Here is a 22,250-nt window from a genome sequence, read left to right as displayed (position 1 = left end):
CGCCTCCCGAGAGCACGGGACGGAGTGACGTCCGGGTCATGCGGTCCACCCCAGTGCTTCGAGACCGGGCAGCGACTTGCCCTCGAGGAACTCGAGGCTCGCACCGCCACCAGTCGAGATGTGGCCGAACTGGTCGTCCGAGAAGCCGAGTGACCGCACGGCGGCAGCGGAGTCGCCACCACCGACGACGCCGAGGCCGTCGACCTCGGTCAGCGCCTGTGCGACGGTCTTCGTGCCGGCGGCGAAGGCCGGGAACTCGAACACGCCCATCGGGCCGTTCCAGAACACGGTCTTCGAACCCGAGACGGCCGAGGCGAACCGCGCTGCGGTCTCCGGGCCGATGTCGAGGCCGGTGCCGTCCGTGCCGAACGACGAAGACTCGATGGCGTCGGCCCGGACGGTCTCGTGGTCGGCGTCGGCCGCGAAGCCGGAGGCCACCACGACGTCGGTCGGCAGGTCGATGGTGACACCGAGCTCCTTCGCCCGCGAGAGGTACTCGCGGACGACGTCGAGCTGGTCGGCCTCGAGCAGCGACTTCGCGACCCCGTGGCCCTGGGCCGCGAGGAACGTGAAGAGCATGCCGCCACCGATGCAGAGGGTGTCGACCTTCGGCAGGATGTGGTCGATGACACCGAGCTTGTCGCTGACCTTCGAACCGCCGAGCACCACCGTGTAGGGGCGCTCCGGGTCCTTGGTCAGTCGCTCGAGCACGCGGAGCTCGGTCTCGATGAGCGAACCGGCTGCGCTGGGCAGTGCGGACGCGAGCTCGTAGACCGAGGCCTGCTTGCGGTGCACGACGCCGAAGCCGTCGGACACGAAGGCGTCGCCGAGGGCGGCGATGCGGTCCGCGAAGGCACCGCGCGTGGCGGCGTCCTTCGAGGTCTCCTCCGAGTTGAAGCGGAGGTTCTCGAGCAGCAGGACGTCGCCGTCCTCGAGGGCCTCGGCCGCAGCGGTCGCTTCGTCGCCGACAGTCTCGCCGACGAACGTGACCTCTTTGCCGAGCAGCTCGGAGAGCCGCTGGGCCACCGGCGCGAGCGAGAACTCGGGCTTGGGCTCGCCGTCGGGGCGGCCCAGGTGCGAGATCACGATGACGCGTGCGCCGGCGTTGACGAGGGTGTTCAGCGTGGTGAGCGACGCGCGCACGCGGCCGTCGTCCGTGATGGAGCCGTCCTTGAGCGGGACGTTCAGGTCACAACGGACGACGACGCGCTTGCCGGCGAGGTCGCCGAGGTCCTCGAGGGTGCGGAGGGCCATGTGTTACAGACGCTCGCCGACGTACTCGGTGAGGTCGACGAGGCGGTTCGAGTAGCCCCACTCGTTGTCGTACCACGAGGTGATCTTCACGAGGCCGCCGATGACCTTGGTCAGGCCGGAGTCGTAGATCGAGGAGTGCGGGTCCGTGGTGATGTCGGTCGACACCAGCGGGTCCTCGCTGTAGAGCAGGATGCCCTTGAGGGGGCCTTCTGCGGCCTCCTTGTAGGCGGCGTTGATCTCGTCGACGGTGACCTCGGACTTGGTCTCGAGCGTGAGGTCGGTGATCGAGCCGGTGGGGACCGGGACGCGCAGCGCGAAGCCGTCCAGCTTGCCGGCGAGCTCGGGGAGCACGAGGCCGATGGCCTTCGCCGCACCGGTCGAGGTCGGCACGATGTTCAGCGCGGCGGCACGGGCACGACGGGGGTCCTTGTGCGGGCCGTCCTGCAGGTTCTGGTCGGCGGTGTAGGCGTGCACCGTCGTCATGAGCCCACGCTCGATGCCGAACTTGTCGTGGAACACCTTGGCGAGCGGGGCGAGGCTGTTCGTGGTGCAGGACGCGTTCGAGATGATGTGGTGGTTCGCGGGGTCGTACTGACCCTCGTTCACGCCGAGCACGATGGTGACGTCGTCACCCGAGGCCGGAGCGGAGATGATGACCTTCTTGGCACCGGCGTCGATGTGCTTCTGCGCATCGGCGGCCTTCGTGAAGAAACCGGTCGACTCGATGACGATGTCGACGCCCAGCTCGCCCCAGGGGAGGTTGGCGGGGTCGCGCTCGGCGAGGACCTTGATGGCCTTGCCGTCGACGACGATGTTGTCGCCGTCGAGCTCGACGGTCGCGGGGAGCTTGCCCGTGATGGAGTCGAACTTCAGCAGGTTGGCGAGCGACGCGTTGTCGGTGAGGTCGTTCACCGCCACGATCTCGAGGTCGGAGCCCTTCGCGAGGGCGGCCCGGAAGAAGTTACGGCCGATGCGGCCGAAGCCGTTGATACCGATCTTGACGGTCAATGGATCTCCTGGTGAGTGTGGAGCGCCCAGGGGGCGCTGCTTTCGGGAGTCGCGCACCCTGGCGGGTCCGCGTGTGGTGGACGATACGCCCCGTAACGTCGCCGTAACGACCCTAGCAGTCGGACAGTGCGTGCCCGAGCGGGATGACGGTCCGTCCGGACGGTCGCCGGCCAGGCCGGGAACGGGTCCGAGAACGGGTGCGGAAACGGACGGGAGGCGCGGTGCCAGCTGGCACCGCGCCTCCTGTCCGCAGGGTCGACAGACCGCTCTCAGGCCCCTTCGAGCTCCTCGGGAACGCTCGCTTCGGTGCCCGGGATGCCGAGGTCGGAGGCCCGCTTGTCGGCCATCGCCAGCAGGCGACGGATGCGGCCGGCGATGGCGTCCTTGGTCATGGGCGGGTCCGCGTGCTGGCCGAGCTCGTCGAGCGAGGCGTCGCGGTGCTGCAGGCGCAGGGTGCCGGCGTACTGCAGGTGGTCGGGGACCTCGTCGCCGAGGATCTCGAGCGCGCGCTCGACCCGGGCGCAGGCGGCCACGGCGGCCTGCGCGGAACGGCGGAGGTTCGCGTCGTCGAAGTTGACCAGGCGGTTCGCGGTCGCACGGACCTCGCGGCGCTGGCGCATCTCCTCCCAGTCGGCGGTGGTGCGCGCAGCGCCCATGACGGTCAGCATCTGGCCGATGGCCTCGCCGTCGCGGATGACGACGCGGTGCACCCCGCGGACCTCGCGGCCCTTGGCGGCGACCCCGAGACGCGACGCGGCACCGACGAGGGCCATCGCGGCCTCGTTGCCCGGGCACGTGACCTCGAGCGCTGCGGCCCGACCCGGGTCGGTCAGGGTGCCGGAGGCGAGGAAGGCGCCGCGCCAGATGGCGGCGAGGTCCTCACGGTTGCCCGTGGTGAGGCGGTTCGGCAGCCCGCGGACGGGACGACGACGGGCGTCCATCAGGCCGGTCTGGCGTGCGAGGGTCTCCCCCGCCTCCAGCACACGGACCAGGTACCGGGTGCCACGGCGGGCGGACGCGGACGACCCCACCGATGCCTCGCTGCGCACGCCGTAGAGCTCGGCGAGGTCCTTGCGGACCCGGTGCACGATGATCCGGGTGTCGAGCTCGACCTCGACCGCGATGCGGCCCGAGATGACGTGCAGACCACCAGCGAACCGGAGGATCGTGGCCAGTTCGGCGGCGCGGACCGTGTTGCGGTTCACGGCGACCCTGGCCAGTTCGTCCTTGACCTCGGCAGTCAACGGCACAGCATCATTCCTAACGTTCGTTCAGTGGTTCCCGCAGATCCGGCGGCACGGGCGTGGGAGCGGCCGGAGGGACGGTCACTCCCGGCCGAGATCTCGGTTCTTCACACGCACGGCGACGCCTGGCATCCCGCGGAGGAGGTTCGCCAACTCGGCGACGATGGCGACCGAGCGGTGCTTCCCGCCGGTACAGCCGATGGCGATCGTAGCGTGTCTTTTGTTCTCGCGCTGGTACCCCTCGAACACCGGCTCGAGGACGGAGGCGTAGCGATCGACGAACGGACGGGCTCCGGCCTGGGCCAGCACGTAGTCCGAGACCGGCTGGTCGAGCCCGGTGTGGGGCCGCAGTTCCGGCACCCAGTAGGGGTTCGGGAGGAACCGCACGTCGGCCACCATGTCGGCGTCGGCGGGCAGTCCGTACTTGAACCCGAAGCTCATCAGCGTGACCTGGACACCCACGAAGTGCTCGTCGGCGAAGTGCTCGATCACGGTGTTCGCGAGCTGGTGGATGTTGAGGTCGGAGGTGTCGATCACCACGTCGGACGCCTCGCGCAGGCCGGCGAGACGCGCGCGTTCGCGGGCGATGCCGTCGAGCAGGGTGTCCTCGCCCTGGAGCGGGTGGGGTCGACGGACCTGCTCGAATCGCCGGACCAGCACGGCGTCGGTCGCCTCGAGGAACAGCACCCGGACCCGCGCGGACGTGCTCGAGCGGACCTGCTCGACCGCGTGCTCGGGGTCGGTGAAGAACCGCCCGCCACGGACGTCGACCACCGTGGCGATCTTCGGGATCTTCTCCCCCGCGCGGTCGGCCAGCTCGGTCAGCGGGGCCAGCATCTGCGTGGGCAGGTTGTCGACGACGTACCAGCCCAGGTCTTCGAGGGCCTTGCCGACGGTGGACCGCCCGGCCCCGGACATGCCGGTGACGATGAGGATGTCGTGCTGCGACGCGTGGGAGGTCGCGGTGGCGCTGTCGGTCATCTGGGAGTGGGCTCCGTCGTGGCGGCCCGGGCGCGTCGCCCGGGGAGGTCTCGGCTGCCGGACCAGGCTACCGCCCGGTGGCGGCCGGGAGGCGCGGGGTTCGTCACGACGGCCGCTGCGGACCGTCGTCGGTCACCTCGGGGACCCGCACCGGGCCTCCGGGATCGGTTCCGGTTCCGGTGCCGGCGATCGCGTCGGCGTCCGGTTCGGGGGCGCTCGACGCGCTCGTGGCGGGTGCACTCGTCGGCGTCTGGGCCAGCTTCGAGACCACCGCGGCAGCGGTCGCCGGGCCGATCCCGTTCACCTCGCCGATGTCCTCGGCCGTGGCCTCGCGCAGCCGGGCGACCGAGCCGAAGTGCTTCAGCAGGGCGTTGACACGGCTCGGGCCGAGACCGGGGATCTCGGACAGCCGCGACCGGACGTCGCGCTTGCGCTTGCTGCGCTGGTGGGTGATCGCGAACCGGTGGGCCTCGTCACGGATGCGCTGGATCAGGAAGAGCGCCTCGGAGTTGCGGGGCAGGATGACCGGGAAGTCGTCATCGGGCAGCCAGAGTTCCTCGAGTCGCTTGGCGATGCCGACCAGGGCGATGTCGTGCACGCCGGCTTCGTCCATCGCGCGCTTCGCTGCCTGCACCTGGGGTTGGCCGCCATCGACGATGAGCAGCTGCGGGCGGTAGGCGAACCGCTTCGTCGGCTTCGACCCCTCGACGACCTGGTCGGATGTGACGTCGGGGACGTCCGGCAGCTCGGCGTCCTCGTCCAACCGCGCCAGGCGCCGCGAGAGCACCTGGTACATGCTGTCGGTGTCGTCGGTGGTCTCGGCGATCGAGTACCGGCGGTACTGGTCCTTCCGCGGCAGGCCGTCCTCGAACACCACCATCGACGCGACGACGTTCGTGCCCTGCAGGTGCGAGATGTCGTAGCACTCCATGCGGAGCGGTGCCTCGGTCATGCCGAGGGCGTCCTGGATGTCCGCCAGGGCCGCGGCCCTGGTGGTGTAGTCGGCGGAGCGCTTGGTCTTGTAGAGCATGAGCGCCTGCCCGGCGTTCTGCGCGGCCGTCCGGGCGAGTCCGGCGCGATCGCCGCGCTGCGCGGTGCTGAGCTTCGTGCCGCGTCCGTTCCGGCGCTTGCTGAGCCACTCCTGGAGTGCGTCGGCGTCCTCCGGCAGCTCGGGGACGACGACCTCACGCGGGGGCTCGTCGGTGACGTAGACGCCCTGCACGATCTGCTCGACCAGGTCGCCGGTGGCGATGTCCAGCTCCTTGTCGACCACCCAGCCGCGGACACCGCGGATGCGGCCGCCACGGACCGAGAACAGCTGCACGGCCGCGGCGAGCTCGTCCTCGGCGATGCCGAACAGGTCGAGGTCGACCGAGTCGCGGAGCACGACGGCGGACTTCTCGAGCACGGCTTCGAGCGCCTCGACCTGGTCGCGGTACTTCGCGGCCTGTTCGTACTGCATCGCGTCGGCCGAGGCCCCCATGCGCTGCCGGAGCTCGGTGATGACCCGGCGGTCGTAGGAGTTCATGAACCGCACGAACTCCTCGACGAGCGCACGGTGCTCCTCGATCGAGACCTTCTGCGAGCACGGGCCACCGCACTTGCCGATCTGCCCCGGGAAGCACGGACGGCCCGTCTGCATCGCCTTCTTGTACGACGAGTCCGAACAGGTGCGGATCGGGAACACCTTGATCATCAGGTCTATGGTCTCGTGCACCGCCCAGATCTTCGGGTACGGACCGAAGTACTTCGCGCCCTTGATCTTGCGGTTCCGCGTCACCATCACCCGCGGCGCTTCGTCACTCAGGGTGACCGCCATGTAGGGGTACGACTTGTCGTCGCGGAACTTCACGTTGAAGGGCGGGTCGAACTCCTTGATCCAGGTGTACTCCAACTGGAGCGCCTCGATCTCGGAGCCGACCGTCGTCCACTCGACACTGCGCGCCGTGAGGACCATGCGCCGCGTGCGCTCATGCAGCGTCGGCAGCGGGGCAAAGTAGTTGCTCAGTCGGGCGCGGAGGTTCTTCGCCTTGCCGACGTAGAGCACCCGACCGGCTTCGTCACGCCATCGGTAGACGCCCGGGTCGGTCGGGATCTCCCCCGCCTTCGGACGCCACGGGACGGTGTCCGCCACCTACCGAGCACCCGCCTTCTGCTTGCTCGTGCCCTGCTGCTTCTGGGTGGCCTGGCGTGCGCCGACCGCCTGCTGCTTGCCGACCCGCGCGTCCTGCGCGTCGAAGATCTCGCGCAGGAAGACACCGGTGTGGCTCTCCGGCACGGTCGCCACGTGCTCCGGCGTGCCCGTCGCGAGGACCGTGCCACCACCGGAACCGCCCTCGGGTCCCATGTCGATCAGCCAGTCTGCGGACTTGATGACGTCGAGGTTGTGCTCGATCGTGATGACGGTGTTGCCCTTGTCGACCAGGCTCTGCAGCACGAGGAGCAGCTTGCGGACGTCCTCGAAGTGGAGACCGGTGGTCGGTTCGTCGAGCACGTAGACCGTGCGGCCGTTCGAGCGACGCTGCAGCTCGGTGGCGAGTTTGACGCGCTGCGCCTCGCCGCCGGAGAGCGTGGTCGCGCTCTGGCCCAGGCGCACGTAGCCGAGACCCACGTCGACGAGGGTCGCCATGTAGCGGTGGATCGCCGAGATCGGCTCGAAGAACTCGGCGGCCTCGCTGATCGGCATGTCGAGGACCTCCGAGATGTTCTTGCCCTTGTAGTGCACCTGGAGCGTCTCGCGGTTGTAGCGCGCACCGCCGCAGACCTCGCACGCGACGTAGACGTCGGGCAGGAAGTTCATCTCGATCTTGATCGTGCCGTCGCCCGCGCAGTTCTCGCAGCGGCCGCCCTTGACGTTGAAGCTGAAGCGGCCGGGCTGGTAGCCACGGGTCTTGGCCTCTTGTGTCTCGGCGAAGAGTTGACGGATCCGGTCGAACACGCCCGTGTAGGTCGCCGGGTTCGACCGCGGCGTGCGGCCGATCGGGGCCTGGTCCACGTGCACGACCTTGTCGAGCTGGTCGAGACCCTTCACCCGCGTGTGCTTGCCCGCGATGTGTCGTGCGCCGTTGAGCTGGTTGGCGAGCACCTTGTACAGGATGTCGTTCACCAGCGTCGACTTGCCGGAGCCACTGACGCCCGTGACCGCGGTGAAGACACCGAGGGGGAAGTCCGCGTCGATCGACTTGAGGTTGTTCGCGCGGGCACCCTGCACGGTGATGGCCCGCTTCAGGTTGACCTTGCGGCGCTCGGCCGGCACCTCGATCGCGCGTCGGCCGGCGAGGTAGTCGCCGGTGATCGACTCGCGGTTCTCGATGATGCCCTCGTACGAACCGGAGTGCACGACGTTGCCGCCGTTCACACCGGCGCCGGGGCCGATGTCGACGACCCAGTCGGCCGTGCGGATCGTGTCCTCGTCGTGCTCGACGACGATGAGCGTGTTGCCGAGGTCCTTGAGCTTGACCAGGGTGTCGATGAGTCGACGGTTGTCGCGCTGGTGCAGGCCGATGCTCGGCTCGTCGAGCACGTAGAGCACACCGGTCAGCCCGGAGCCGATCTGCGTCGCCAGGCGGATGCGCTGCGCCTCGCCGCCGGACAGACCACCGGCACCACGCGCGAGCGTGAGGTAGTTCAGGCCGACCTCGAGCAGGAACTCGAGGCGTGCACGGATCTCGCGGAGGACCGCGGCGGCGATGTGCGCTTCACGGTCGGTCAGCGTCAGCTCGTCCATGAACGAGTACGCGTTGTCGAGTGACATGTCGGTGACGTCCGCGATGCTGCGGTCGTTGACCGTCACCGCGAGCACCTCCGGCTTGAGACGGGTGCCCTCGCACACCGGGCACGGGACCTCGCGCAGGTAGCCCTGGAACCGCTGCCGCTGCGAGTCCGACTCGGCCTCGGCGAACTTGCGCTCGATGTAGGGCATGACGCCTTCGAACCCGCTCGTGTACCGCATCTCGCGTCCGAAGCGGTTGCGCCAGGAAACCGAGACCTGGAAGTCCTTGCCGGTCAGGATCGACGCCTGCACCGCGGGGTCGAGCTGGTTCCACGGGGTGTCGAGCGAGAAGCCGAGCTCCTTGCCGAGGCCGCCGAGCAGCTTGTCGAAGTAGGAGTACAGCCCGCTCGTCCCGGTCCAGGGCAGCAGGACGCCGTCGCGCAACGAGGCCTCGGGGTCGCCGAGCACCAGGTCTGGGTCGACCGACATGCGCGTGCCCAGGCCGGAGCACTCCGGGCAGGCACCGAACGGCGCGTTGAACGAGAACGTGCGCGGCTCGATCTCGGTGAGTGCCAACGGGTGGTTGTTCGGGCACGAGAGGTTCTCGGAGTAGGTCCGGACCGCTCCGGGCCCCTCGTGGTCGACCAGGTCGATGCCGACGGTGCCGTCGGTCAACCGCAGCGCGGTCTCGAGCGAGTCGGTGAGACGACCGAGGATGTCGTCGCTCGCCACCAGGCGGTCGACGATGACCGAGATGTCGTGCTTGACCTGCTTCTTGAGCTTGGGCGGGTCGCTGAGCTGGATGCGCTCCCCGTCCACGATCGCACGGGCGTAGCCGGACGCCGCGAGTTCCTGGAAGAGGTCGACGAACTCGCCCTTCTTCTTCGAGATGACGGGCGCGAGGACCTGGAAGCGGGTGCCGGACTCGAACTGCATGAGCTGGTCGGCGATCTGCTGCACGGTCTGCTTGCTGATCACCTCGCCACACGTCGGGCAGTGCGGGACCCCGATGCGCGCCCAGAGCAGACGCATGTAGTCGTAGACCTCGGTGATGGTGCCGACCGTCGACCGGGGGTTGCGGTTGGTCGACTTCTGGTCGATCGACACCGCCGGCGAGAGCCCTTCGATGAAGTCGACGTCGGGACGGTCGACCTGGCCGAGGAACTGGCGCGCGTAGGCGGACAGCGACTCCACGTACCGGCGCTGCCCCTCGGCGAAGATCGTGTCGAACGCCAGCGAGGACTTGCCCGAGCCGGACAGGCCGGTGAACACGACGAGCGAGTCGCGCGGGATCTCGAGGTCGACGTCGCGGAGGTTGTGCACGCGAGCACCACGCACGCTGAGCGTGGAGGTGCTGTGCGGTGCGGTCCCGCCGGGAAGGTGGAGGTCAGCGGGCTCGCCGAAGGCGTTCCGGCCCGACGTCGAGGTACCGGGATCAGAGGTGATGGTCATCGTCGTCGATTCTACGAAGCGGCACCGACATTCCGCCGGGATGGAGGGTCAGACGAGTGCGTCGAGAGCGAACGCGACACCGGAGGCACCCTCGCTCGAGGCCCAGAGTCGCGCCGCGACGGTGCGGTCGTGCGCCCGTGGCTCGGCCGGCACCACGGTCGCGGGGCCGCGGAGCTGCATCCGGCCCGCAGGGCCCCAGTACTCCCCCGATCGCACGTCAGCACCGACGGCCGCGTGCACCAGCGGCTGGGCACCGACGTCCTTGCCCTGGGCAACGACCCGTTGCAGGGGGCGGATCCACTCGGGTTCCGGGCGCGCCGGCCCGACGTCCGGGCGGGCCGGTGACAGTCGGTCGAGCGACAAGCCGGGGTGCGCGACGACGCTCGAGACGGACGACCCCGAGTCGGCCAGTCGTTCGGCGAGCTCGAAGCCGAACAGCATCACCGCGAGCTTGCTCCTGGCGTACTGGCGGTGGCTCGAGTACCGACCGACCCCGAGTGGATCGGTCGTGTCGAGCTGTGCGAACCGGTGGGCGATCGACCCGAGGTGCACGACCCGGCCGGCTCGTCGTTCGAGCAGGGGCAGGACCAGGGCGGTCCACGCGAAGTGTCCGAGGTGGTTCGTGCCCATCTGCAGTTCGGTGCCCTGTGCCGTGCTCCCCCGGGTCGACGCCCCCACGACACCGGCGTTGTTCAGGACCGCGTCGATGCCGTCCGGCTCGAGCGCGGCGAGTTCGTCGGCGGCAGCACGGACCGAGTCGAGGTCGGCGAGGTCGAGGTGGACGTGGGCGAGCGACGCTCCGTCGACGTGCCGCCGGATGCTGCGCTCGGCGGCATCCGCCCGACCGCGGTCGCGCGTGGCCAGCACCACGCGGTGTCCGGCCGCGGCGAGCTGCTCCGCGGCGTGGTAGCCGAGGCCGGCACTCGCGCCGGTGACGACGACCGTGCGGGCGCCGTCAGATGACATGCCCGGCCGACTCCATCTGGCGCAGGGCCTTCTTCAGGTCTTGCACCTCGTCGCGCAGTCGCGCCGCGAGCTCGAACTTCAGCTCGGCCGCAGCCTGCAGCATCTGGTCGTTGAGGTCGGCGATCGTGGCACCGAGCTGGGTCGCGCCCTCGCCGGCGATGCCACCGCGCTTGAGGTTCGGCGTGGGCGACCGACGACCGTCGGCACCCGCGCGGCCCTGCAGCAGCGCCTTGGTGTCGTCGTTCTCGCGCTGCAGGACCTCGGTGATGTCCGCGATCTTCTTGCGCAGCGGCTGCGGGTCGATTCCGTGCTCGAGGTTGTACGCCACCTGCTTCTCACGGCGCCGGTCGGTCTCCTCGATGGCCTGCTTCATCGAGTCGGTCATCTTGTCGGCGTACATGAGCACCTGCCCCGACACGTTGCGGGCGGCACGACCGATCGTCTGGATGAGCGACGTCGACGACCGCAGGAAGCCTTCCTTGTCGGCGTCGAGGATCGCGACGAGCGAGACCTCGGGCAGGTCGAGGCCCTCGCGGAGCAGGTTGATGCCGATGAGCACGTCGTACACGCCCTGACGCAGCTCGGTCAGCAGCTCGACGCGCTTGAGCGTGTCCACGTCGGAGTGCAGGTACCGGACCCGGACGCCGGCGTTGCCGAGGAAGTCGGTGAGCTCTTCCGCCATGCGCTTCGTGAGCGTCGTGACCAGGACGCGCTCGTTCTTCTCGGCACGCTGCTTGATCTCCTCGAGCAGGTCGTCGATCTGGCCGTCGCTCGGCTTGACCACGATCTCGGGGTCGATCAGGCCCGTGGGGCGGATGATCTGCTCGACCACGCTGTCCGTGATGCCGAGCTCGTACTTGCCGGGCGTCGCCGACAGGAAGACCTTCTGGCCGACGCGGTCGAGGAACTCCTCCCACTTGAGCGGGCGGTTGTCCATCGCGCTCGGCAGACGGAAGCCGTGCTCGACGAGCGTGCGCTTGCGGGAAGCGTCGCCTTCGTACATCGCGCCGATCTGCGGCACGGTGACGTGCGACTCGTCGATGACCAGGAGGAAGTCGTCGGGGAAGTAGTCGATGAGGCAGTGCGGCGCCTCGCCCGGGCCACGGCCGTCCATGTGGCGCGAGTAGTTCTCGATGCCGGAGCAGAACCCGATCTGCTCCATCATCTCGATGTCGAACGTGGTGCGCATGCGGAGTCGCTGGGCCTCGAGCAGCTTGCCCTGACCCTCGAGCTCGGCGAGCCGTTCCGCGAGTTCTTCCTTGATGGAGGCGATCGCGCGGTGCATCACGTCGGTGTCGGCCACGTAGTGCGAAGCCGGGAAGATCGACACGGCAGGCAGGTCGTCGATGACGTTGCCGGTGAGGGGGTGCAGCGACGAGAGCGCCTCGACCTCGTCGCCGAACATCTCGATGCGGATGGCGTGCTCTTCGTACATCGGGATGATCTCGATGGTGTCGCCGCGGACCCGGAACGTGCCACGGGCGAAGTCGACGTCGTTGCGCTGGTACTGCATCGCGACGAACTTGCGCACCAGCTGGTCGCGGGAGATCGTCTGACCGACGTGCAGTGCGACCGACGCGTTCATGTACTGCTCGGGCGTCCCCAGGCCGTAGATGCAGGAGACCGTCGACACCACGACGCTGTCGCGGCGGCTGAGCAGCGAGTTCGTCGTCGAGTGCCGGAGCCGTTCGACCTCGGCGTTGACCGAGGAGTCCTTCTCGATGAAGGTGTCGGTCTGCGGGACGTACGCCTCGGGCTGGTAGTAGTCGTAGTACGAGACGAAGTACTCGACCGCGTTGTTCGGCATCAGTCCGCGGAACTCGTTCGCGAGCTGTGCAGCCAGGGTCTTGTTGTGCGCGAGGACGAGCGTCGGTCGCTGCACCTGCTCGATGAGCCACGCCGTCGTCGCCGACTTGCCGGTACCCGTCGCGCCGAGCAGCACGACGTCGGTCTCACCGGCGTTGATCCGCCCGGCGAGTTCCGCGATGGCCGCGGGCTGGTCACCGCTCGGCGAGTACTCGCTGATGACCTCGAACGGACGCACCGCTCGGGTCGGTTCGATCGCAACACCCATGCCCACCACGCTAGTCGGCACCCCTGACACCGAGGACCCTTGCTCGCCCTCGGCGTATTGTCCGCTCCAAGCGGGCTCCAAGTCGACTGATGGTCACCGGGCATACCGTCCGATCCGTTCAGCCACCCGACTCGTTCTCACTCCCAGAAGAGGCCTCATGACCACGGCGACCCCGGCCGCACCGATCAAGGGCACCCCGTTCCGCGGACGCATCCGCGGGCGGGTGCTCGTCCTGCTCTGCTTCATGTACGCGATCTCGTACATCGACCGGACCAACATCTCGACCGCCCTGCCGCACATCACCGAGGAGTTCGGCTTCAACGAGGCCACCGCCGGGCTCATCGTGTCCGCGTTCTCCCTGCCCTACGCCCTGCTGCAGGTGTTCGGCGGCACGATCAGCGAGAAGTTCGGGCCGCGGCGGGCGCTCTTCGTCATCACGGTCATCTGGGGCGTCGCGACGCTCTGGACCGGGTTCGCCGTCGGCTTCTGGACCCTGTTCGCCGCGCGTGCGCTGCTCGGCCTCAGCGAGGCCGCCGCGTTCCCGACAGCCACCCAGGCGATGAGCCGCTGGATCCCCCGCGACCGGAACGGCTTCGCCCAGGGCGTGGTCCACTCCGCGGCGCGGCTCGGCAACGCCCTGGCCCCGCTCCTCGTCGCGTGGGTGATCGGTGCCACCGGCAGCTGGCGCTGGGCGTTCTTCGCCACGGCGGTGCTGTCCCTGGCGTGGGCCGTCGTCTGGTTCGTCTGGTTCCGCGACAAGCCCGAGTCGGCGAAGGGCATCAAGTCGGTCGAGCTCGCCGAGCTCCCCCCGGTCGAGACCCGCGCGACCCGCCCGCCGGTGCCGTGGCGCCAGATGGCGAAGCAGATCCTGCCGGTGACCTTCGTCGACTTCGGGTACGGCTGGACGCTCTGGGTCTTCCTCACGTGGCTGCCGACGTTCCTCAGTTCGACATACGGTCTGGAGATCGCCGACTTCGCCCTGTTCACCACCCTCATCCTGCTCGCCGGTGTCGTCGGGGACACCGTCGGCGGGATGCTGAGCGATCGGATCATCCACCGCGGCGGGAACACCCGCAACGCCCGTCGCACGATCCTGGTGATCGGCCTGGGAGGGTCGCTCGTCTGCCTCATCCCGCTCGTCATCGGGCAGGGTCTGTTCGTCGCGACGGTGTCGCTCGCCCTGTCGTTCTTCTTCCTGGAGCTCTGCAACGCCAACCTCTGGGCGATCCCGATGGACGTCGCGCCGCAGTGGTCCGGAACCGCCTCGGGCTTCATGAACACCGGCTTCGGCGTCGCCGGTGTGGTCTCGCCCATCGTGTTCGGCCTGCTCATCGACGCCTCGGGCTGGCAGCTGCCCTTCGCGCTCTCCTGCGTCCTGCTCGGAGCCGCGGCCGTCGTCGCCTGGTTCATGAAGCCCCAGCGGCTGACGTCGACCGACGGCGTGCTCGAGATCGGCACACCGAGGGCCGAGCAGCGCCACGCCTGACGGGCGACGCACGGAACGTGCGCCGGCCCTGGTGGTCCGCACGCGACGGCCGGGAGGCACGGGTCGGGCCCGACCCGCGCCTCCCGGCCGCGCACCTCGCCTCCACCGCCCCGCACGGCTGGTGCGAGGTTCCGGACTCGGTGCGCTGGCGCCCCCCTCGCACCACGGACGGGACCTCGCACGGGAGCTGCGCCGTGCGGGCGGGCGCTCAGCGCACGGCGCGCCGCCCGACGTCGTCCGTCTCGCCGACGAGGGCGTCGTCCGGCTCCACCGGTTCCGGCGACAGCTGCGGCACCGGGACGCCTCCGGAACGACGTGTCCGTGCCGCTCGCTGCGCCCGCGAGGACAACGACGGCCGGCCGGTCAGCGGCACGCTGAGCGGCGTCCACCGGAACAGCTCGGTCACGGCGACGGACAGGACCAACACGAGCACGTACGTGACGAGGGTGAGCCACGGGCGCGGCACCACGGACTCGAGCCAGCCGTCGCCGTAGAGCAGGATCCAGATGAGGAACGGGTGGCTCAGGAAGATCCCGAACGAGCGGTCGGACGCGTAGTCGACGAAACGAGCGGTCCGGGTGCCCGGCCGCCGGCGATCCGCCCACACGGCCCCGATCGCCAGGAACCCGACGAACACCGCTGTGCTCCAGATCACCTGGATCGGCTGCAGCGGCGTGCCCGCGGCGTAGAGGGACTGCCCGAGGCCGACCTGCAGCGCCCACACGCCGAGTGTCAGGCCGCCGACGCCCGCGAAGGCCCAGAGCACCGACCGTCGGTGGACCCGGATGAACCGCAGGAAGGCGTCCGCGTGGTCGGCGGCGATCGCTCCCGAGACGATGAAGAAGACGTACGAGAAGAAGAACTGCTTCTGGTACCCGTGCATCCACGCGTCGCTCGCCGGGAAGTACTTGTACCCGGCGAACACCACCAGCTGGACGAGGAGCGCCACGACCAGCACCGTCACGTGGTGCCCTCGGGTACGACGCACCAGCCAGACGATCACCGGCAGGAGCAGGTACACCTGCATCGTCACGAGCAGGAAGTAGAGGTGGTACCACGAGGTGCCGGTGACGATGCCCTCGGCCGCGGTGCGGACGAGGTCCGGGACGTCGCCGCGTCGGATGGGGTTCAGCAGCCAGGCCGACGCGACGTAGACGAACGACCACGCCAGGTACGGCACCCCGACGAGCAGGAACCGCTTCGGCCAGAACTGCGCCATCGGCCGTGGGCGCAACGTGTAGCTGTACACGAGCACGAACGCGGTCAGCGAGAAGAAGACCAGCCGGGTGAAGTGGAGCAGGGCGAGCAGCGCGTTCAGCCCGACGTCGTCGGTGGCGGCGGTGTGGCTCGTGGTGTGCACGCCGATGACGCATGCGAAGGTGAGGATGCGGAGCACGTCGACCTCGTACAGGTGCCGGGGCTTGCCCGCGGCCGTGCGTGTCGGCGTCTGCACCCCCGGCTCGGCACCGATCGACGCCGGGGACACGTGCGTCGATCCGTTCACGAGGGCCGAACCATCGTCCGGACCTTCGCGCGCTGGACCTTGCCGGTGGGTGCACGCGGCAGGTCGGGCACGACGATGATCTCGACGGGTCGACGGAACCGCGTCAGGTTCGCCTCGGACCGGGCGAGGAGATCGGCCACGAGGGCTGCCTGATCGACGGGCTCGTCCGGCTGCGGGATCACGTAGGCGATCGGCACGGCTCCGAGCACGTCGTCTTGGCGGCCGACGACGACCGCCTCGAGCACACGTGGGTCGCCGAGCAGGACGTCCTCGACCTCGGACGGGTAGACCTTCTCGCCGCCGCGGTTGATGACGTCGTCGGAGCGCCCGGCCAGGGAGACCCATCCGTCGGCGCTGACGGAGCCGACGTCACCGGTGTGGAGCCAGCCGTCGGCGTCGAACCGCTCGGACGCACGGCCGCCGAGGTACCCGCGGACGATCCCCTCACCACGTACCCACAGCGCGCCGATCTCGTCGGCCGGCAGGGCCGAGCCGTCCTCGCCGCGGACCTGCACCTCGGACCCGACCGGCACCCCGACGGTGCCGGGCCGGGCGGGCTCGTCGAGCGGGGTCGCCGTGATCTGGGAGGCGCCCTCGGTCATGCCCCAGCTCACGACGAGTGGCACGTCGCCGAGGGCGGCGCGCACGGGATCGGGCAACGGCGCCGACGCGCTGCGCACGAACCGCAGGCCCGGCGGGAACTCGAGGGGCCCGGTCTTCGCCAGCACGGCCAGGACCGCCGGGACGGCGTTCAGCCAGGTGATCCGTCGCTCCGCGAGCAGCTCCCAGAAGCCGGTGCGGCGGAATCGTCGGTCGAGCACGAGGGTCGCTCCGGCGACGAGCGTCGCGAGCAGCCCGACCACCTCGGCGTTGACGTGGAACAGCGGCAACGAGTTGAACCCACGGTCGTCCGGCACGAGCCGGTTGTGCCGCGCGACGGCCCGGGCCACGAACAGCAGCTGGGTCTCCGGCAGCTCGACACCCTTCGGTGTGCCGGTCGAGCCGGAGGTGAAGAGCACGACGGAGCCCTCGCCCGGTGCGTGCGGGCTGTCAGCGGGCGGGTCACCGTCACGGACGGCGGCCGGGAGGAACGTGGCTGGGTCGATCCCACTGGCCGGGGCCCCGGGGACGGACGCGTCCACCGCCCGGTCCGACACCACGATGGACGCGCCGCCGATCAGGTCGGCGAGACGGCCGGGCTCGGTGGTCGGCTGGCCGGTGTCGACGGGGATCGCCCGGCGGCCGGAGGCCACGGCGCTCAGGTGCACGACCGCGAACGCGAGTGGGTCGCCCACGTCGACCAGGACGGCACCCGACGGCGCGATGCCGATCGCGTCGAAGGTGCGCGACCAGGCGGTCACCGCGCCGTCGAGCGCGCGGTACGTGAGGACGCGCTCGGAGCGAGCGTCCTCGAGGAAGTGGCGCTCGCCCCCGTCGGCCGCACGGGCCCGGATGAGCGAGCGCAGGTCGGGTTCTTCGCGAACGGGCTGCACCCGCAAAGGCTATTGCGCGACCCTATGAGCGGTCGGAGGGAACAGCGGGATCTGTGGAGAACCGGTGGAGCATCCACTGCCAGAGCGGGAGCATCCGGGGCACCCCGTCGCGGCTGAGCGGTGTCGAGTCCTTGATGATCAGCGAGTGCGCCTTGCCGTCGCCGCCGAGGTCGGTGCGGATCGCGTGCGGGTCCGCGCCGGCGACGGGTGGTGTGGTGTCCGTCTCGAACGGCCCGGAAACGCCGCTCAACCCGAGGGCGTCCCACGAACCGGTGATGCGGGGGCCGAAGGTGTCACGGACGTCGTCGATGGCGTACATCCGGTCGACCGGTGTCCGGCCCGGGCGGTCCATCCACGCTGCGTGCGCAGGGCCGCGGGACTCGACGGGCGAGGAGAACATCAGCGCACCGTGGACACTGCGGATGTGGGCGATGTACGCGGCCTCTCCGCCGCCCTGGGAGTGACCGGCGACGACGATGTCGTCCCAGACGATTCGGTCGTCGCCCTGGACGAACCGTCCCCACCCGCCGTCGGGGTCGTGGTCGTCGAGGTACGCGACGGCGTCACGGAAGCGCGAGACGATCGACCCGGCCGGACTGACCGCGCTGAACTCCGAGGGCCTGGTGCCGTCGAACCGGTTGCGCTGCACCATGCCGTAACAGCGTGCGTTCGCCTCGCAGGTGCCGGACAGGGTGCGGCCGAGGTTCCAGTAGTCGAGTCCGAGCACGTGGTAGCCGTCGGCCAGGGCGGCCCCGAGGAACCGCTGGTACTCGGCCGGGCGGGACCGGGTCGCGGGCAGGAACAGCAGGAGCGGGCCGTCCGTCGAGGTGCGCGCGGCGAAGTCGTCCCGGTTCGGGGTGAGCCGCTCACCGTTGACCGTGCCGAGCCGGAACCGGTGGAACTCCCCCTCGGGCCCGTACTCGTCACCCGATGGCCGCTCGTGCACCGCGACCCGGCCGTTGTCCGCCACGCGCTGGGCGCCGAGGACGTTCGCAGCCACGAGCGAGCCGACGCCGATCGCCACGAGGACGATCGCGGCGAGGACCAGCAGCAGGCGGTGGCTCATGCCGTGATCCGCGCCCACACCTCGTCAGCGGAGCGGATCGTCTGCTCGAGCGTCCCGGTGGCGTCGACGACGTGGTCGGCGAGGGCGAGGCGGTCCGCGTCGCTCGCCTGGGCGGCGACCCGGCGCTCGGCCTCGTCACGTGGCATCCCACGGTGCTCGACGAGCCGTCCGATGCGTTGCGCCGCGGGGGCGTCGACCACCACGACCGCGTCGAACCGGAGGGGGCGGGAGCCGCGCGCCTCGGCGAGCAGCGGCACGTCGTACACCACCACGGCATCGGGGTCGGCGGCCTCGGCAGCGTCGAACGCCTGCTGCGCGAGCCGCCAGACCTCGGGGTGGGTGATGGCCTCGAGGTCCTTCCGCGCCGCGGGGTCCGCGAACACGATCGACCCGAGCGCCGGCCGGTCGAGCGAGCCGTCGGCAGCGATGACCGACGGCCCGAACCGATCGGCGACCTGCGCCAGACCCGGGCTACCCGGTGCCACCGCATCCCGCGCCAGCCGATCGGCGTCCACGACGACGGCCCCGTGCTCGGCCCAGCGTCGGGAGACCGTCGACTTGCCCGCGGCGATGCCGCCCGTGAGTCCGATGATGTGCACGGCAACAGGCTAACGACACGAACGCGCGGAAATGCCGGAAGCCCGGCACCCTGTCAGGGGTGCCGGGCTTCCGGTCGGGACGAACCGCTCGATCAGTTGTTGGTCGAGCTGAGCTTCTCGCGGAGTGCAGCGAGCGACGCGTCGTCGGCCAGGGGGCTCGCGCCGCCCGTCTCGCCGGCGAACGACGAGGACGACGACGACGACGACGAAGCCGTGGCCGGGAGGTCGAAGCCACCCTGCGCCTCGTCGGCGATGGTCTTCGCGACCTGCGCCTTGTGGGCTTCCCAACGCCCCTGGGCGGCCGCGTACTGGCCCTCCCACTCGGTGCGCTGCGTGTCGTAGCCCTCGAGCCACTCGTTGGTCTCCGGGTCGAAGCCCTCGGGGTACTTGTAGTCACCCTTGTCGTCGTACTCGGTCGGCATGCCGTAGAGCGCCGGGTCGAACTCGTCGCTCTCCGGGTCCACGCCCTCGTTCGCCTGCTTGAGGCTGAGCGAGATGCGGCGACGGTCGAGGTCGATGTCGATGATCTTGACGAAGACCTCGTCGTTGACCGAGACGACCTGCTCGGCGAGCTCGACGTGCTTGTTCGAGAGCTCCGAGATGTGCACGAGGCCCTCGATGCCGTCGGCAACGCGGACGAAGGCACCGAACGGGACGAGCTTCGTGACCTTGCCCGGTGCGATCTGACCGATCGCGTGGGTGCGGGCGAAGACCTGCCACGGGTCCTCCTGCGTCGCCTTGAGCGAGAGCGACACACGCTCGCGGTCCAGGTCGACCTCGAGGATCTCGACGGTGACTTCCTGTCCGACCTCGACGACCTCGCTGGCGTGCTCGATGTGCTTCCAGCTGAGCTCGGAGACGTGGACGAGACCGTCGACGCCACCGAGGTCCACGAACGCACCGAAGTTGACGATCGAGGACACGATGCCCTTGCGGACCTGGCCCTTGTGGAGGTTGTTGAGGAACGTCGTCCGGGACTCGGACTGCGTCTGCTCGAGGAGCGCGCGGCGCGACAGGACCACGTTGTTGCGGTTCTTGTCGAGCTCGAGGATCTTGGCCTCGATCTCCTGGCCGAGGTACGGCGTGAGGTCGCGGACACGACGGAGCTCGATGAGCGAGGCGGGGAGGAAGCCACGAAGGCCGATGTCGACGATGAGGCCGCCCTTGACGACCTCGATGACCGTCCCGGTCACGACGCCGTCGGACTCCTTGATCTTCTCGACGTCGCCCCACGCACGCTCGTACTGCGCGCGCTTCTTCGACAGGATGAGGCGGCCTTCCTTGTCCTCCTTCTGGAGAACCAGGGCCTCGACCTCGTCGCCGACCTCGACGACCTCGTTGGGGTCGACGTCGTGCTTGATCGAGAGCTCGCGCGAGGGGATGACACCCTCGGTCTTGTAACCGACGTCGAGGAGGACCTCGTCGCGGTCGATCTTCACGACGGTGCCGGAGATGAGATCACCGTCGTTGAAGAACTTCAGGGTCTTCTCGACCTCGGCCAGGAAGTCATCAGCCGAACCGATGTCGTTGATGGCGACCTGCTTAGGAGCCTTGGTCGTAGTGGTTGTCATGTAGAGATTGCTCCGAACGGACATGAGTCGGGCCATGGCGTGCGGGGACTCGGCCCCCGTGATGCACCGCCGTGGCGATTGATTGAGTGGCGCGGATTGCGCCGCACAAGTCTAACCGCACCGGCGGAAGCCCCACAACCGGGCGTGTCGACGGCGCGTCACCCGACCAGGGCGGTCCGCAGGGTGTCGAGGCCGATGCTGCCGAGCGAGAGCGCGCGGTGGTGGAACGCCTTCAGGTCGAAGTCGGCTCCTTCGCGCGCAGCCACCTCGTCGCGGATGGACTCCCAGACGCGCTGCCCCACCTTGTACGAGGGTGCCTGCCCGGGCCACCCGAAGTACCGGGCGACCTCGAACCGGACGAACGCCGGGTCCATGTTCACGTTCTGCCCCATGAAGTCGAGGGCGTACTCCCACGTCCAGCCACCGCCGTCGGGGTTCGTCTTCTGCAGGTGCACCCCGATGTCGAGCACGACCCGGGCCGCACGCATCCGCTGTCCGTCGAGCATGCCGAGCCGGTCACCGTCGTCGTCGAGGAACCCGAGCTGTTCCATCAGACGCTCGGCGTACAGCGCCCAGCCCTCGACGTGCCCGGACGACCCGGACAGTTGCCGGCGCCAGGTGTTCAGCTCGCCGCGGTTGTAGACGCCCTGGCTGATCTGCAGGTGGTGTCCGGGGACGCCCTCGTGGTAGACCGTCGTCTTCTCGCGCCAGGTCCCGAACTCGGTGACTCCCTCGGGCACGGACCACCACATGCGGCCGGCACGGGAGAAGTCGTCGGAGGGGCCGCTGTAGTAGATCCCGCCTTCCTGCGTCGGGGCGATCCGGCACTCCAGGCGACGGATCGGATCCGGGATGTCGAAGTAGGTCCCCGCCATCGCGGCGATCGACGCGTCGCTCGTCTCCTGCATCCACCGCTGCAGTGCGTCGGTGCCGTGCAGGATCCGGGACGGGTCGGTGTCGAGCACCTCGATCGCCCGGGCGACGCTTGCCCCCGACTCGATGCGGTCGGCGATGCGCTCCTGCTCGTCCCGCATGCGCGCGAGTTCCTCGAGGCCCCACTCGTACGTCTCGTCGAGGTCGACGACCGCACCGAGGAACCGGCGGGAGTGCAACTCGTAGGCTTCACGACCGACGGCGTCGATCGGTGTGGCGAGCGGCAGCAGCTCGTGCTCCAGGAACTGCCCGAGCGAACGGTACGCGGCCGAGGCGACCTGGGCCCCGCGGGTGAGTTCGGCTCGGAGCGCGTCCGGTACCGGCGAACCGTCGTCGAAGGCGGCGCCGTCGGCGAGGCGGGCGAAGAAGCCGTCCTCGGCGCCGTTCCGGGCTGCCTGCTCGGCGACCAGGGCAACCTGGCGCTTCGCCGGCGTGACGTCTTCGCGCGTGCCTTCGAGCAGGGTCTCGCGGATGCCCTCGAGGGCGTCAGGGAGCGCGTGCAGTCGGCTCGCGATGTCCTGCCAGTCGTCCGCGGTCGCGGTCGGCATCAGGTCGATGATCTCGCGGACGGACTGCGCGGGGCTCGCGATGACGTTGAGGTCGCGGAGGTGCAGCTTGCGCTTGTACGACTCCTGCACCAGGTCCAGCTCGGCGCCGAGGTCGGCCTTCGTCACCTGGTCCACGGAGTCGACGGCCGTTGCCGCGTCGAGCGCGCGCTTCGCCCCGCGGGCGGCCTCGGCCATCGCGGCGGCGCCGGCGGGCGAGGTGTCGCCGTACTCCCCCGTGCGCCCCGGGACACCGATGTACGTGGCGGTCGTCGGTTCGAGGTCGACGAGGGTGGTGACCCAGTCCTCGGCGACACGGTCGACGGCGGACGGCTGGCGGACAGGACGCTCTTCGCTCATGC

At 69.7% G+C, this 22,250-nt stretch carries 15 protein-coding genes; 1 reads left to right on the top strand and 14 read right to left on the bottom strand.

What is annotated here, in order from left to right; translation table 11 throughout:
• Positions 1–36: 36 nt before the first annotated feature.
• The 8 genes from DEJ17_RS00615 to uvrB form a co-directional block, all read right to left on the bottom strand.
• On the bottom strand, positions 37–1,254 hold the full coding sequence (locus DEJ17_RS00615; protein WP_110891603.1) for a phosphoglycerate kinase: 1,218 nt from the start codon (positions 1,252–1,254) through the stop codon (positions 37–39).
• Between the two features lie 3 nt (positions 1,255–1,257).
• On the bottom strand, positions 1,258–2,262 hold the full coding sequence (gap, locus tag DEJ17_RS00610) for a type I glyceraldehyde-3-phosphate dehydrogenase (protein WP_027465689.1): 1,005 nt from the start codon (positions 2,260–2,262) through the stop codon (positions 1,258–1,260).
• 269 nt (positions 2,263–2,531) lie between these two features.
• Positions 2,532–3,512 carry a DNA-binding protein WhiA gene (gene whiA, locus DEJ17_RS00605; RefSeq protein WP_027465690.1) on the bottom strand — a complete coding sequence of 327 codons (981 nt, stop codon included), beginning with the start codon at positions 3,510–3,512 and terminating at the stop codon, positions 2,532–2,534.
• A gap of 75 nt (positions 3,513–3,587) precedes the next feature.
• The gene (rapZ, locus tag DEJ17_RS00600) at positions 3,588–4,487 is read right to left on the bottom strand and encodes an RNase adapter RapZ (protein ID WP_110891602.1); all 900 of its coding nucleotides are present in this window, start codon (positions 4,485–4,487) and stop codon (positions 3,588–3,590) included.
• 103 nt (positions 4,488–4,590) lie between these two features.
• Entirely contained in the window at positions 4,591–6,621 is a 2,031-nt protein-coding gene (gene uvrC / locus DEJ17_RS00595) for an excinuclease ABC subunit UvrC (protein ID WP_110891601.1), read from the bottom strand.
• Positions 6,622–9,651: an excinuclease ABC subunit UvrA gene (gene uvrA, locus DEJ17_RS00590; protein WP_258366577.1), complete on the bottom strand. Its 3,030-nt coding sequence runs from the start codon at positions 9,649–9,651 to the stop codon at positions 6,622–6,624.
• Between the two features lie 48 nt (positions 9,652–9,699).
• Positions 9,700–10,617 carry an SDR family NAD(P)-dependent oxidoreductase gene (locus DEJ17_RS00585; protein ID WP_110891600.1) on the bottom strand — a complete coding sequence of 306 codons (918 nt, stop codon included), beginning with the start codon at positions 10,615–10,617 and terminating at the stop codon, positions 9,700–9,702.
• A complete protein-coding gene (gene uvrB, locus DEJ17_RS00580) occupies positions 10,607–12,679 on the bottom strand; it encodes an excinuclease ABC subunit UvrB (protein ID WP_110891735.1) in 2,073 nt (690 codons plus the stop codon). Before uvrB ends, DEJ17_RS00585 begins: the two co-directional genes overlap by 11 nt.
• A gap of 169 nt (positions 12,680–12,848) precedes the next feature.
• Here uvrB and DEJ17_RS00575 point away from each other — a divergent pair, with 169 nt between their 5' ends.
• Positions 12,849–14,177 (top strand): MFS transporter, encoded by a 1,329-nt coding sequence (locus tag DEJ17_RS00575; protein ID WP_110891599.1) that lies wholly within the window; start codon positions 12,849–12,851, stop codon positions 14,175–14,177.
• A 208-nt stretch (positions 14,178–14,385) separates the two neighbouring features.
• Here DEJ17_RS00575 and DEJ17_RS00570 read toward each other — a convergent pair whose 3' ends face one another.
• The 6 genes from DEJ17_RS00570 to DEJ17_RS00545 all read right to left on the bottom strand — a co-directional run bounded on the left by DEJ17_RS00570 (position 14,386) and on the right by DEJ17_RS00545 (position 22,248).
• Positions 14,386–15,681, bottom strand: coding sequence for an acyltransferase (locus DEJ17_RS00570; protein WP_110891598.1), 1,296 nt, complete (start codon positions 15,679–15,681; stop codon positions 14,386–14,388).
• Positions 15,678–17,174: a class I adenylate-forming enzyme family protein gene (locus DEJ17_RS00565; RefSeq protein ID WP_181420967.1), complete on the bottom strand. Its 1,497-nt coding sequence runs from the start codon at positions 17,172–17,174 to the stop codon at positions 15,678–15,680. Before DEJ17_RS00565 ends, DEJ17_RS00570 begins: the two co-directional genes overlap by 4 nt.
• 22 nt (positions 17,175–17,196) lie before the next feature.
• Positions 17,197–18,240 carry a hypothetical protein gene (locus DEJ17_RS00560; protein ID WP_146239572.1) on the bottom strand — a complete coding sequence of 348 codons (1,044 nt, stop codon included), beginning with the start codon at positions 18,238–18,240 and terminating at the stop codon, positions 17,197–17,199.
• Complete coding sequence (gene coaE / locus DEJ17_RS00555; protein ID WP_110891595.1) at positions 18,237–18,839, bottom strand: dephospho-CoA kinase; 603 nt, start codon at positions 18,837–18,839, stop codon at positions 18,237–18,239. The genes DEJ17_RS00560 and coaE overlap by 4 nt, the downstream gene beginning before the upstream one ends.
• 92 nt (positions 18,840–18,931) lie before the next feature.
• On the bottom strand, positions 18,932–20,410 hold the full coding sequence (gene rpsA / locus DEJ17_RS00550; protein ID WP_042540921.1) for a 30S ribosomal protein S1: 1,479 nt from the start codon (positions 20,408–20,410) through the stop codon (positions 18,932–18,934).
• Between the two features lie 158 nt (positions 20,411–20,568).
• Positions 20,569–22,248, bottom strand: coding sequence for a DUF885 domain-containing protein (locus DEJ17_RS00545; protein WP_110891594.1), 1,680 nt, complete (start codon positions 22,246–22,248; stop codon positions 20,569–20,571).
• Positions 22,249–22,250 lie beyond the last annotated feature (2 nt).

This window comes from Curtobacterium sp. MCSS17_011 (assembly GCF_003224275.1).
Taxonomy (GTDB): domain Bacteria; phylum Actinomycetota; class Actinomycetes; order Actinomycetales; family Microbacteriaceae; genus Curtobacterium.
This window is presented reverse-complemented; position numbering and strand designations above follow the sequence as displayed.

Coding starts and splice junctions, on each gene's coding strand:
- rpsA (WP_042540921.1), bottom strand. CDS start 20,410: ATGACAACCACTACGACCAAGGCTCCTAAGCAGGTCGCCATCAACGAC.
- DEJ17_RS00545 (WP_110891594.1), bottom strand. CDS start 22,248: ATGAGCGAAGAGCGTCCTGTCCGCCAGCCGTCCGCCGTCGACCGTGTC.
- rapZ (WP_110891602.1), bottom strand. CDS start 4,487: ATGACCGACAGCGCCACCGCGACCTCCCACGCGTCGCAGCACGACATC.
- DEJ17_RS00585 (WP_110891600.1), bottom strand. CDS start 10,617: ATGTCATCTGACGGCGCCCGCACGGTCGTCGTCACCGGCGCGAGTGCC.
- DEJ17_RS00560 (WP_146239572.1), bottom strand. CDS start 18,240: ATGAGCCACCGCCTGCTGCTGGTCCTCGCCGCGATCGTCCTCGTGGCG.
- DEJ17_RS00575 (WP_110891599.1), top strand. CDS start 12,849: ATGACCACGGCGACCCCGGCCGCACCGATCAAGGGCACCCCGTTCCGC.
- DEJ17_RS00615 (WP_110891603.1), bottom strand. CDS start 1,254: ATGGCCCTCCGCACCCTCGAGGACCTCGGCGACCTCGCCGGCAAGCGC.
- uvrA (WP_258366577.1), bottom strand. CDS start 9,651: ATGACCATCACCTCTGATCCCGGTACCTCGACGTCGGGCCGGAACGCC.